At 76.8% G+C, this 12,993-nt stretch carries 8 protein-coding genes; 6 read left to right on the forward strand and 2 right to left on the reverse strand.

What is annotated here, in order from left to right; genetic code table 11:
* Window positions 1–108 precede the first annotated feature (108 nt).
* On the forward strand, window positions 109–1,308 hold the full coding sequence (locus ACU616_RS13565; protein WP_446758981.1) for an acyl-CoA dehydrogenase family protein: 1,200 nt from the start codon (window positions 109–111) through the stop codon (window positions 1,306–1,308).
* Between the two features lie 107 nt (window positions 1,309–1,415).
* On the opposite strand, the gene ACU616_RS13570 is transcribed toward ACU616_RS13565, so the two are convergent.
* Complete coding sequence (locus tag ACU616_RS13570) at window positions 1,416–3,488, reverse strand: ArnT family glycosyltransferase (protein ID WP_446758982.1); 2,073 nt, start codon at window positions 3,486–3,488, stop codon at window positions 1,416–1,418.
* Window positions 3,485–4,795, reverse strand: coding sequence for a glycosyltransferase (locus ACU616_RS13575; protein ID WP_446758983.1), 1,311 nt, complete (start codon window positions 4,793–4,795; stop codon window positions 3,485–3,487). Before ACU616_RS13575 ends, ACU616_RS13570 begins: the two co-directional genes overlap by 4 nt.
* 87 nt (window positions 4,796–4,882) lie before the next feature.
* On the opposite strand from ACU616_RS13575, the gene ACU616_RS13580 reads away from it, so the two are divergent.
* The 5 genes from ACU616_RS13580 to ACU616_RS13600 all read left to right on the forward strand — a co-directional run bounded on the left by ACU616_RS13580 (window position 4,883) and on the right by ACU616_RS13600 (window position 12,982).
* On the forward strand, window positions 4,883–5,818 hold the full coding sequence (locus tag ACU616_RS13580) for an NADP-dependent oxidoreductase (RefSeq protein ID WP_446758984.1): 936 nt from the start codon (window positions 4,883–4,885) through the stop codon (window positions 5,816–5,818).
* 84 nt (window positions 5,819–5,902) lie between these two features.
* Window positions 5,903–6,223, forward strand: coding sequence for an EthD family reductase (locus ACU616_RS13585; protein ID WP_446758985.1), 321 nt, complete (start codon window positions 5,903–5,905; stop codon window positions 6,221–6,223).
* Window positions 6,220–7,770, forward strand: coding sequence for an acetolactate synthase large subunit (locus ACU616_RS13590; protein WP_446758986.1), 1,551 nt, complete (start codon window positions 6,220–6,222; stop codon window positions 7,768–7,770). Before ACU616_RS13585 ends, ACU616_RS13590 begins: the two co-directional genes overlap by 4 nt.
* Before the next feature lie 135 nt (window positions 7,771–7,905).
* The gene (locus ACU616_RS13595; protein WP_446758987.1) at window positions 7,906–10,572 is read left to right on the forward strand and encodes an EAL domain-containing protein; all 2,667 of its coding nucleotides are present in this window, start codon (window positions 7,906–7,908) and stop codon (window positions 10,570–10,572) included.
* A gap of 175 nt (window positions 10,573–10,747) precedes the next feature.
* On the forward strand, window positions 10,748–12,982 hold the full coding sequence (locus ACU616_RS13600; RefSeq protein ID WP_446758988.1) for an acyltransferase family protein: 2,235 nt from the start codon (window positions 10,748–10,750) through the stop codon (window positions 12,980–12,982).
* Window positions 12,983–12,993: the final 11 nt, after the last annotated feature.

A 12,993-nucleotide genomic window follows, 5' to 3' on the forward strand; every position in this document is an offset into this window, starting at 1 on the left:
TGACCGGGCCGGGTGACCGGGCCGGGTGACCGGGGACACGACGACCGGCCCGGGGCGGTGGCCCATACTCGCCGGTAACACGGACACCGGAGTCTCGGAGGAGCAGACGTGGCCCGACTGGCGCAGACCGCCGACCTGACCGACGTCCAGAAGGAGATCCTGGCGACGGTCAGGAGCTTCGTGGACAAGGAGATCATCCCGCACGCGCAGGAGCTCGAGCACGCCGACGCCTACCCGACCGAGATCGTCGAGGGGCTCAAGGAGCTCGGCATCTTCGGGCTGATGATCCCCGAGGAGTACGGCGGCCTGGGGGAGTCGCTGCTGACCTACGCGCTGGTGGTCGAGGAGATCGCCCGCGGCTGGATGAGCGTCAGCGGCGTGATCAACACCCACTTCATCGTCGCCTACATGATCCGCCAGCACGGCACCGAGGCGCAGAAGGAGCACCTCCTGCCGCGCATGGCCACCGGCGAGGTGCGCGGCGCGTTCTCGATGTCCGAGCCGGGCCTGGGCTCCGACGTCGCCGGCATCCGCACCAAGGCCGTGCAGCAGGCCGACGGCGACTACGTCATCGACGGCCAGAAGATGTGGCTGACCAACGGCGGCTCCTCCACGCTGGTCGCCGCGCTGGTCCGCACCGACCTCGGCGCGGACAAGGCCCACCAGAACCTGACGACGTTCCTGGTGGAGAAGCCCGCCGGCTTCGGCACCGTGGCCCCCGGGCTGACCATCCCGGGCAAGATCGACAAGATGGGCTACAAGGGCGTGGACACCACCGAGCTGGTGTTCGACGGCTACCGCACCGGCGCGGACACGATCCTCGGCGGGGAGCCCGGGCGCGGCTTCGCGCAGATGATGGACGGCGTCGAGGTCGGCCGGGTGAACGTCGCCGCCCGCGCCTGCGGCATCTCCATCCGCGCCTTCGAGCTGGCGGTCGAGTACGCCCAGCAGCGGGAGACCTTCGGCAAGCCGATCGTGCAGCACCAGGCGATCGCCTTCCAGCTCGCCGAGATGGCCACCAAGGTCGAGGCCGCGCACCTGATGATGGTCAACGCCGCGCGGCTCAAGGACGCCGGCAGGCGCAACGACGTCGAGGCCGGCATGGCCAAGCTGCTGGCCAGCGAGTACTGCGCGGAGGTGACCACGCAGGCCTTCCGCATCCACGGCGGGTACGGCTACTCCAAGGAGTACGAGATCGAGCGGCTCATGCGCGAGGCGCCGTTCCTGCTCATCGGCGAGGGCACCAGCGAGATCCAGAAGACGATCATCAGCCGCGGCCTGCTCAAGGAGTACGGCCTCCGGCGCTGAGCGACCGCACACCGGCCCCGTCCCGCACCGCGGGACGGGGCCGGTGTGCACCCGCGGACCGCTCGTGCTCTGCCTGCACCCGTGGGCAGAGCACGAGCGCGCGGGACTCACCCCGCCGGCCGGCTCAGGTCGTAGACCGTGACGCCGTCGACGATGTGGGCGGTGTAGTGCTCGGCCACCCAGTCGGCGATCTGGGCCGACGCGGAGCTGCCGCCGTCGCTGGCCATCCCCATCCCGCCGCCGGCGATGAACCAGTGCACCTCGCCGTCGGCGACGTACCGCTGGAACTGCGCGAGCGTGGGGGAGGGGTCACTGCCGTTGAACCCGCCGATCGCCATCACCGGCAGCCCGGTGGCGAGCTGGTAGCCCGCCGCGGTGTTGGAGCCGACCGCCGCGGCCGCCCAGGTGTAGGCCGAGGCGTCCTCGCTGAGCGCGGCGGCCATCTCCTGGCTGACCTGGCCGGCGTCGAGCAGCCCACCCGTCGCGCCGCCGGGGCCGGCGGTGACGGTGCCCCCCGGCGCCGTGCCCCCCGGCGCCGTGCCCCCGGGAGCCGTGCCCCCCGGCGCCGCAGCAGTACCGGCCCCGCCGGGCGGACCGCCCGGCACACCACCGGCCGGCGGGCCGCCGGCGAAGGTGCGGCCGGCCCCGCCGCCGGGTCCGAACGAGGCGCCGGCCACGGTCGGCCCCGCGCTGGGGATGGAGCCGGTGTGCGCGGTGACCGCCGTCTGCGCGGCGTAGGCGGCCGGCCCGCCGAGGCCGGCGAGCACACCGGCGGCCAGCACCGCGGCCACCACGGCCCGGCCGAGCCGGTGGATGGCGAGCAGCGCGGCCGCCGTCGCCAGGCCGGCGACCAGCACCACCCAGCGCAGCCACGGCAGGAAGTCCGCCGAGCGGCCCAGCAGCACCCAGGCCCACAGCACCGTGCCGGCCAGCGCGACCGCCAGCACCACCCGCGCCCAGGCCCGCGCCCGCCGTCGCCACAGCAGCGCGCCGCCGATCGCGACCAGCGCGGCGATCGCCGGGGCCAGGGCCACGGTGTAGTAGGCGTGGAAGATGCCGGCCATCAGGCTGAAGGTCAGCCCGGTGACGCCCAGCCAGGTGCCCCAGGTGAGCAGCGCGGCCCGCCGCGGGTCGGTGCGCGGGGCCCGGCCCACGGCGACCAGCCCGGCGGCCAGCAGGACCACCGCGGCCGGCAGCAGCCAGGCGACCTGGCCGCCGATCTCGGCGGTGAACAGCCGGCCCAGCCCGGTCTCGCCCCAGCCGCCGCCCGGCGCGCCGCCGACGCTGCCGGTCTCCTCGCCGGTCAGCCGGCCCAGGCCGTTGTAGCCCCAGATGAGCTCCCACACCGAGTTGGTCTGCGAGCCGCCGACGTAGGGCCGCATCGAGGCGGGCACCAGCTCGACGACGGCGACCCACCAGCCACCGGCGACCACCATCGCCGCCCCGGCGCCGAGCAGCTGCAGCACCCGGCGGCGCAGCGTCGTGGGCGCGCAGACCAGCCAGACCAGCGCGAACCCGGGCACGACCAGCACCGCCTGCAGCGTCTTGGTGAGGAAGGCGAACCCGATCAGGACGCCGACGCCGACCAGGCCGCGGGTGCAGGCCCGCTCCAGCGACCGGGTGAGCACGGACGCGGCCGCGGTCAGCAGCAGCACCAGCAGGGCGTCGGGGTTGTCGAAGCGGAACATCAGCGCCGCCACCGGGGTCAGCGCCAGCGCCGCACCGGCCAGCAGGCCGGGGCCAGGGCCGGCCACCCGGCGCACGGCCAGGTACAGCAGCCCGACGGTGGCCACGCCCATCAGCGCCTGCGGCACCAGCAGCGACCACGAGCTGAGCCCGAACAGCCGCACCGACAGCGCCATCACCCACAGCGAGGCCGGCGGCTTGTCCACGGTGATCGAGTTGGCCGCGTCGGAGGAGCCGTAGAAGAACGCCTCCCAGCTCTGCGACCCGGCCTGCGCGGCCGCCGCGTAGAAGGCGTTGGCCCAGCCCGACGCGGCCAGGTCCCACAGGTAGAGGACGCCGGTGGCGCCCAGCAGGGCGAGCAGGGCCGGGCGGACCCAGCGCGGGTCGGCGGCCGGCCCGCGCAGCAGCCGGCCGGTGCGCCCGGGACGGGACGGGGCGGCCGGCGGAACCGGGGGAGCGGCGGGCGCCGCGGGTGGCGGCACGGTGGCGGTCATCGGGCGGTCTCCATCTCGGGGGCGGGCACGACGGCGTCCGGGCCGGTCGCCGGGCCGGGGGCGCGGGAGCTGCGGGACGTGGGGGAGGTGCGGAACACCCAGCCGCGCAGCAGGACGAAGCGCAGCAGCGTGGCGGCGGCGTTGGCGCCGACGAGCACGGTGAGCTCGACGGCGCGCGACGGGACGGCGACCAGCGCGTGCAGCAGCCCGAGCGAGCCGCTGGTGAGCGCGAGCGCCAGGGCGAGGACGACCAGGCCCTGCGCCTGGTGGCGGCCGGCGCCGACGCCGCCGCGGATGCCGAAGGTGACCCGGCGGTTGGCGGCGGTGTTGGCCACCGCGGTCACCAGCAGGGCGACCAGGTTGGCCGCCTGGGCCGGCACGACGCCGCGCAGCAGGACGAACAGCGCCAGGTAGGCCGCGGTCGAGAGGACGCCGACGGCGGCGAAGCGCACCAGCTGGGCGGCCAGCGAGCCGGGGACGCCGGGCAGCGGGTCGGGCAGCGGCCCGCGGCCGATGGTGGCCCGCAGCCGGTCCAGCGGCAGCCGCCCGGTGGACAGCGCGCGCAGCATCCGCACGATCCCGGCGACGTCGGCGCGCGCCGTCCGCAGGATGTCGACCCGGCTGTCGGGGTCGTCGACCCAGTCGACGGGCACCTCGTGGACGCGCAGCCCCGCCCGCTCGGCGAGCACGAGCAGCTCGGTGTCGAAGAACCAGCCGGTGTCCTCGACCAGCGGCAGCAGCTCGGCGGCGACGTCGGCGCGGATGGCCTTGAAGCCGCACTGCGCGTCCGACAGCGACGTGGCCAGCGTGCGCCGCAGCAGCAGGTTGTAGCCGCGGGAGACGACCTCGCGCTTGAGCCCGCGCACGACCCGCGAGGAGCGCGACAGCCGGGTGCCGATGGCCAGGTCGGAGTGCCCGCTGATCAGCGGCGCGACCAGGGGCAGCAGGGCGGCGAGGTCGGTGGACAGGTCGACGTCGGTGTACACGAGCACGGGCGCGTCCGAGCGCAGCCAGGCGGTGCGCAGCGCGCGCCCGCGCCCGGCCTCGGGCAGGGCGAGCACCTCGACGCCGGGCAGCTCCGCGGCGACCCGGTGGGCGACCTGCAGGGTGGTGTCGGTGCTGGCGTTCTCCGCCACGGTGATCCGGAACGGGTAGGGCAGGGACTCGGTCAGGTGGGCGTGCAGGCGGCGCAGGCACGGCTCGAGGTCGGTCTCCTCGTCGTGCACCGGGACGACGACGTCGAGGACCGGACGCCCGCGGTCGTGGTCAGCGGCGCGGTCGTGCGCGCCGAGCAGGAGCGGTGGCATGGGCGCCACGGTCGGCCCCGCGGCTGGGGTGCCCTGGTGGGAGCGCTGCACGTCGGCTGTGAGTGGCCGGTCACTACTGTCGGGCGGGTGCGTGCGGTGGGAGTGACCGAGTTCGGTGGGCCCGAGGCCCTGTCCGTCGTCGACGTGCCCGACGAGCCGCTGGGCCCGGGCCGGGTGCGGGTCCGGGTGCGCGCCGCGGCGGTCAACCCGACCGACACCCACCTGCGCCAGGGTGACTACGCCGGCCGCGACCCCGTGAAGACGCCGCCCTGGGTGCCGGGGATGGACGCCGCCGGCGAGGTGGTCGAGGTCGGCGAGGGCGTGGACCGGGTGGCCGTGGGCGACGCGGTCATGGGCGTCGTCGTCCCCACCGGGGCGCACGGCGGCTACCGCGAGGACCTCGTGCTGCCGGCCGCCTCGGTGTCGCCGGTGCCGGCCGGGGCCGACGCCGTCGCCGCGTGCACCCTGCCGATGAACGGCCTCACCGCGCGGCTGGCGCTCGACCTGATGGCGCTGCCGGCCGGCTCGGTGCTCGCCGTCACCGGCGCGGCAGGTGCCTTCGGCGGCTACGTCGTCCAGGTGGCGAAGACCGACGGGCTCACCGTCGTCGCCGACGCGTCGGAGGCCGACGAGCAGCTGGTGCGCGACCTCGGCGCCGACGTCGTCGTCCGGCGCGGTGACGACGTGGCCGAGCGGATCCGCGCGGAGTTCCCCGACGGCGTCGACGGGCTGGCCGACGGCTCGGTACAGGACGCGCTCGTGCTGCCCGCGGTCCGCGACGGCGGGAAGGTGGCGACCGTGCGCGGGTACCGCGGCGACGGCTCCGGCCGGGTCGAGGTGCTGCCCACCCTGGTGCGCCGGTACGCCGAGAACGCGGCGGCGCTGGACCGGTTGCGCGAGCAGGTCGAGTCCGGCGCGCTGACGTTGCGCGTGGCGCGGACGTTCGCGCCGGAGGAGGCGCCGGAGGCCCACCGGGTGCTGGCCGCCGGCGGGGTGCGCGGCCGGCTGGTGCTCACCTTCTGAGGTCGCGGGGGCGGCAGCGCCCCTGACAGGGTGGGGGAGGTCCCGGGCAGCGGTGCCCGGGCACGAGCGCGGAGGTGCGGCGGAATGGTGCACAGGCTGGTGGTCAGCTACGGGCAGCCGGAGGACCCGGCTCAGTTCGACGCCCACTACCGCGACACGCACACCCCGCTCGCGGTGCGGATGCCCGGCCTGGTCCGGCTGACCACCGGGCGGCCGCAGTCGATGGACCCCTCCCACCCCGCGCCCTACCTCGTCGCCGAGCTCGACTTCGACTCCGAGCAGGCGATGGGCGCCGCGTTCGCCTCCGACGAGGGCAAGGCGACCGCGCGGGACGTGCCCAGGTTCGCCAGCGGCGGCGCGGTGATGACGCACTACGAGGTGAACGAGGTGCACGTCTCCCGGTGAACGGCGCCCAGGCCCTCATCCGCACGCTCGTCGACGCCGGGGTCGACGTCTGCTTCGCCAACCCGGGCACGTCGGAGATGCACTTCGTCGCCGCGCTCGACGACGTCCCGGAGATGCGCGGCGTGCTCACCCTCTTCGAGGGCGTCGCCACCGGCGCCGCCGACGGCTGGGCCCGCATGACCGGCCGCCCCGCCGCGACCCTGCTGCACCTCGGGCCCGGGATGGGCAACGGGCTGGCCAACCTGCACAACGCCCGCCGCGGCCGCACGCCGATGGTGAACGTGGTCGGCGACCACACCCGCTCGCACAAGCGGCTCGACGCGCCGCTGGACAGCGACATCGACGCGGTGGCCGGCACGGTGTCGGGCTGGGTGCGCCGGTCCCTGACGCCGGCCGACGTCGCCGCCGACGCCGCGGACGCCGTCGCCGCGGCCGCGCGCGGCCAGATCGCCACGCTGGTGCTGCCGGCCGACGTCTCGTGGTCCGACGGCGCGGCGGTCGCCGGACCCCCGTCGCTGAGCCCCCGTCCGCGGGTGGCCGCGTCGGTGGTCGACGACGTGGCGGCGGCGGTGCAGGCCGGTGAGCCCACCGTGCTGCTGCTCGGCGGGGACGTGGTCGCGTCGGAGGCCGGGCTGCTCGCCGCCGGGCGGGTGGCCGCCGGCACCGGCGCGCGGCTGGTGGCCGAGATGTTCCCGGCGCGGATGGTGCGCGGCGCGGGGCTGCCCGACGTCGGCAAGCTGCCCTACCCGCCGGAGGTGGCGATCAAGGCGCTGGCCGGCACCCGGCACCTGGTGCTGGCGGGAGCGGTCTCCCCGGTGCACTTCTTCGGCTATCCGGACCTGCCGGGGACGCCGGTGCCCGAGGACTGCGTGGTGCACGTGCTGTCCCGGCCGGGCGAGGACGGCGTCGCGGCGCTCGAGGAGCTGGCCGGGCAGGTGGCCGCCGGTGCCGAGCCGCAGCTGCTGGAGACCTCCCGCCCGGAGCTGCCGACCGGGCGCCTGACGCCGCGCGCGGTCTCGGCCGTGGTCGGCGCGCTGCTGCCGGAGCGGGCGGTCGTGGTGGACGAGGCGATCACCTCCGGGGTCGGGATCACCAAGCTGACCGCGGGGGCGCCGCGGCACGACTGGCTGGCCCTCACCGGCGGGGCGATCGGCGACGGTCTGCCCTTGGCGGTCGGCGCGGCGGTGGCCTGTCCCGACCGGCCCGTGCTCGTCCTGCAGGCCGACGGGAGCGCGATGTACACCATCCAGGCGCTGTGGACGATGGCGCGCGAGCAGCTCGACGTCACCGTCGTCCTCTACGACAACGCGTCCTACGCGATCCTGCAGGGGGAGCTCTCCCGTGTCGGCGCCGCCGGCGTCGGGGAGCGGGCCGGGCAGCTGCTCGACCTCGGCGGACCGCAGCTGGACTTCGTCGCGCTGGCCACCGGGATGGGCGTGGCCGCCACCCGCGCCGAGACCGCCGAGCAGCTCGCCGACCAGCTCCGCACGGCGCTGGCCGAGCCCGGCCCGCACCTGGTGCAGGCGGTGCTGCGCCCCGCCGGCTGAGCCGCCGCCGGGCCGCCGGCCGCGCACCTCACCCGCCGGGGGGACCGCCGATCCGTTGGGATCCAGACCCGGCCGTCCGGTGCCGATGTCGTCTGCGTGCTCCCGACGACGACAGCAGACGGTCCCCGCGCGCCCGTGGGGGAGTCGTTCGCCGGCGGCCGCCGCGCGGCGGTCCTGACCCTGCTCGTGCTCGGCGCGGTCGCGGCGCAGGGCGCCTTCCAGGGCACGGTCACCGGCAGGGCGCTGTACTTCGGCATCGGCGCGGCCTCGCTGCTCGCCGCCTGGGCCGGTGCGCTGCGCGCGCGGTCGGGCCGGGCGCCGGTCCTGCTCGCCCTCGGCGCGACCCTGGCCGGGCTGGGCGACCTCCTCCGCCAGGTCATCGTGCACCTGACCGGGCAGTCCGGGCACGTCCTCGCCGTCGACGCCGTCTACCTCGCCGGGTACGCCGCCCTGGGCGCCGGCGTGTGGCTCCTGGCCGCCGGCCGGGTGCGCTCGCGCCGGCAGCGGCTGGCCGGCTGGATCGACGCCCTCTGCGTGTTCGTCGCGGCGCTGCTGGTCGTCTGGCAGGTCTCGGTCACGGCGGCCGTCGCCGACCCCGCGCTGCCGGCGTCGGCCCGGGTGGTGCTGGTCCTCTACCCGGCCCTCGACGCCGCGCTCATCGGGCTGGCCTGGCGCCTGGTGACCACGTGCCGGCGCGGCGAGTGGACCGGCACGGCCGTGGTCGCCGCGTGCGCCTGCTGGCTCGTCGCCGACGTGGGCCACCTGCTCGACGTCGACGTCGACGGCTTCACCTCGTGGCTGGCCTCCGGCTGGCTGCTCGGCAATCTCCTGCTGGCCGCGGCCACCTGGCAGCGGCTCACCGCACCGCTGGGCGCGGGGCACACGGGGGAGGGCGCCTCCGGGCTGGGCCGCCTCGTGGTCTGCCTGGCCGCCCTCATGGTGCCGCCGACCGTGGAGCTGGTCATCGACGCCACCAGTCACCAGGACGCGATCGGGGCGGTCTTCGTCAGCATGCTGGTCCTCACGGCGCTGGTGTCGTGGCGGGCGTCGCTGCTGCTGCGCGGCGAGGCCGCGGCACGGGCGCTGGTGCGCTCGCGGGAGCGGCGCGCGACCAAGCTGGCCTCCTGGTCCGCCGACGCCGTGGTGGTGGTCGACCGGGAGCACCGCCTGCTCAGCGACCCGGCGCCGCTGGCCGCGCTGCTGGGCACCACGCCGGAGGAGCTGACCAGCACCCAGGACGCCGTCCGCGCGGCCGGGGTCGCCCCCGACGTCGCGGTGCAGGTCTTCGAGCAGGGGCTGGCCGCCGGTGGGCAGGTCGTCGACGTCGAGGTGCCCGCCCGGCGTCAGGGCGAGGACCGCTGGCTCGGCATCCGGCTGGTCGACCTCACCGAGGACCCCGACGTCGGTGGCGTCGTCGTCGTCCTCACCGACGTGACCGGCCGGCGCAGCGCCGACCGCGCGCTGGCCCACACCGCCCTGCACGACGGGCTGACCGGCCTGGCCAACCGCACGCTGTTCACCGACCGCGTCGGCCAGGCGCTGCTGCGCACGGTGCGCGGCGGCGGCTCGGCCGCGGTGGTCTCGGTGGACCTCGACGGCTTCAAGGCGGTCAACGACACCCTCGGCCACGACGCCGGCGACGCGCTGCTGTTCGAGGTCGCCGGCCGGCTGCGCGCCGCCGTCCGCGCCGACGACACCGTGGCCCGGCTGGGCGGTGACGAGTTCGCCGTGCTGGTCGAGCAGGTCGGCGGGGACGACGACCAGGCCGTGGTGACCGCCACCCGCCTGCTCGAGGTGCTGGCCCAGCCGGTCGAGCTCGACGAGGGGACGGTGACCGTGACCGCCGCCGTCGGCGTCGCCGTCGGCCGCGGCGACGTGACCAGCGGGTCGCTGATCGCCGACGCCGACCTGGCGCTGCAGGCGGCCCGGACGGGCGGCCGCAACCGGGTGGAGCTGTTCGACCCCGGCATGCGCGCGGCGGCCCAGGCCGCCCGCGAGCTGGAGCAGGAGCTGCGCGGCGCGCTGGCCGCCGGCCAGTTCCGGCTGGTCTACCAGCCGGTGATCGACCTGGCCGACCGGCGGGTGACCGGCTTCGAGGCGCTGCTGCGCTGGAACTCGCCGCGGCTGGGCGCGGTGGGCCCCGACCGGTTCGTGCCGGCGGCGGAGTCCGCGGGCCTCATCGACGAGATCGGCGCGTGGGTGCTGCGCGAGGCCTGCGCGACGGCGGCCGCCTGGCGGTCCGCGCACCCCGGCGCGGGCGCGATGACGATGGCGGTCAACGTGTCGGCCGGGCAGCTGACCTCACCGGACCTGGTCGGGTCCATCGCCGCCGCGCTCGCCGAGAGCGGCCTGCCCGCCGGCGCGCTGGTGGTCGAGGTGACCGAGACCGCGCTCGTCGGCGACCCGGAGCACGCGGCGGCCTGCCTGGCCGCGCTGCGGGCGCTGGGCGTGCGGCTCGCGCTCGACGACTTCGGCACCGGCTACTCCTCGCTGGCGCACCTGCGGCAGTTCACCGTGGACGTGCTCAAGATCGACCGCTCGTTCGTGAGCACGATGGCCGAGGGCGAGCCGATGCCGGCGATCGTGCGCGGCACCATCGACCTGGGCCGCACGCTCGGCCTGGAGGTGCTGGCCGAGGGCGTGGAGCACGAGCACCAGGCGCGGCTGCTGGCCGAGGGCAACTGCGACTCGGCGCAGGGCTACCTGTTCGCCAGGCCGCTGGAGCGCACCGACGCCGAGGCGCTGCTGCTCGAGCAGGCCGCCTCCCGCCGGGCCGCCGGCGTGCAGGTGCCCCTGCCGTAGGTCCCGACCGGCCCGAGCGTCTGCGCCGGCGCCGCACCCTCCCGGCCGGGGTGCGGCGCCGGCGCACGTCGTCGTGCGCCGGCACGGACACGCCCCGCGCCGGGCGCGGGCCGCGGCCGGGGTGGCATCGTGGTCGGGGCGTCGAGACGGGGCGCACCGCGACCCGGGGACCACCATGCCGCCGACGCCTCCCGACGCTCCCGGGCCGGGTGGGCGGCGGGCGCCGTCGCCGGCAGTCGCCCCGAGCCCGGTCCCGCCGCCCGACGGGCACCGCGCGGGAGCCGGGTTCCGGGCCGACGTCGAGGGGTTGCGCGCGGTCGCCGTCCTGGCCGTGGTGCTCTTCCACGCCGGCGTGCCGGGGCTGGGCGGCGGCTACGTGGGCGTCGACGTGTTCCTCGTCGTGTCCGGCTTCCTCATCACCGGCGTGCTGTGGCGGGAGCTCGCCGTCACCGGGACGGTGGGCCTCGCCCGCTTCACCGGCGCCCGTGCCCGCCGCCTGCTGCCGGCCGGCGTCACCGTGCTGCTGACCACCGCCGCCGCGGCGGCGTGGCTGCTCCCGCCGCTGCAGGCCCGCACCGCCCTCGGCGACGCCGTCGCCGCCGCGGTGTACGGGCTCAACAACCGGCTGGCGGTCCGGGGGACCGACTACCTCGCGGCCGACACACCGCCCTCGCCGTTCCAGCACTACTGGTCACTGGGCGTCGAGGAGCAGTTCTACCTGCTCTGGCCGGCCCTGCTGGTCGGTACCGGCCGGCTGGCCTGGCGCGGGACCCGGGGCCGACCGGCCGGCACGTGGACGGCGACGCCGCTGGTCGTCGTGCTGGGCCTGCTCACCGTGGCGTCCTCCGCCGTCTCCCTGCTGTGGACGTGGTCCGCGCCCCCGTGGGCCTACTTCTCCCTGCCGTCGCGGGAGTGGGAGCTCGGCCTGGGCGGGCTGGTCGCCCTGACCCTGCCGGTGTGGCGGCGGCCGCCGGTCGCGCTCGCCGTGCCGGCGGGGTGGGCCGGCCTGGCCCTGGTCGTCGGCAGTGCCGTGACGCTGGACGAGGGCACGCCGTTCCCCGGGACGGCGGCGCTGCTGCCCGTCGCCGGGACGGTGCTGGTGCTCGGCGCCGGTGTCCGGGCGCCGCGGTGGGGCGTCGGGGGGCTGCTGTCGGCCGGGCTGCTGCGGGGCCTGGGCCGCTGGTCCTACTCGTGGTACCTGTGGCACTGGCCGGTGCTCGTCCTCGCGCCGTACCTGGTGGGGGACCTGGGCCTCGGCGGCCGGCTGGCCGCGGCGGGGGTGGCCCTGCTGCTCGCGGGCCTGACGCTGCACCTGGTGGAGGACCGCGTCCGCTTCGCCCGGCCGCTGCGGGACTCGCCCGGCCGCAGCCTGCTGCTCGGCGGCGGGCTGACGGCGGCGGGGGTGGCGGGCGCGCTGGCGCTCACGGCCGTCGTCCCGGCGCCGGTGGGGCGCGGTGCCGCGGTGGCGGCGGCGACGCTCGACGTGCCGGGGCAGTCCGCCGCCCCGGTTCCCGACCCGGCCGCCGCGACGCCGGTCGTGGACCCGGCGGAGGCGCGCGTCGCCGACCTGACCGCGCAGGTGCAGGCCGCCGTCGCCGCGTCCGCCGGGCTGCACGCCGTGCCGTCCAACCTGACCCCGCCGCTGACCGAGGCCCGGGCCGACGTCCCGGAGGTGTTCACCGACGGGTGCGTCCTCAGCTGGCGGGCCGCCGAGCAGCACAGCTGCGAGTTCGGCGACCCGGCCTCGCCGGTGTCGGTGGCGCTGGTGGGGGACTCGCACGCCGCCCAGTGGGTGCCGGCGCTGCAACCCGTGGCCGAGCAGCGGGGCTGGCGGCTGCAGGTGGCGAGCAAGGTGACCTGCCCCCTGCTGGACCTGCCGATCACCAGCCCCTACCTGGGCCGCCCCTACACCGAGTGCGTGCAGTGGCGCGAGCAGGTGGTCGCCGGGCTGCGGGCCGCGCCCCCGTCCCTGGTGGTGCTCGCCGCGACCCGTCGCTACGGCGCGGACTTCGGGTTCACCGCCTACGACGCGGCGTGGCTGGACGCGCTGGGCCGGATGGTGGCCGAGCTGCGCTCGACCGGCGCGCGGGTGCTCGTGCTGGGCCCGGTCCCCGACCCGCACACGGTGGTGCCGACCTGCCTGTCGGCGCACCTGGACGACGCCGCCGCCTGCACACCCGACCGGGCGACGGCGAGCGACGCGGCGGGGATCGCGGCGGAGGCGCAGGTGGTGCAGGCCGCCGACGGGCGGTACGCCGACCTCACCGACCTGTTCTGCACGGCGGCCGAGTGCCCGCTGGTGGTGGGCGACCAGCTCGTCCTCCGCGACGACAACCACCTGACCACCGGCTACGCCGCCTTCCTCGGCCCGGTCGTGGGCGCGCTGTGCGACCGGGAGCTGCCCACGTGAGGACCGGGTCC

It is taken from the genome of Geodermatophilus sp. URMC 62 (genome assembly GCF_052931475.1).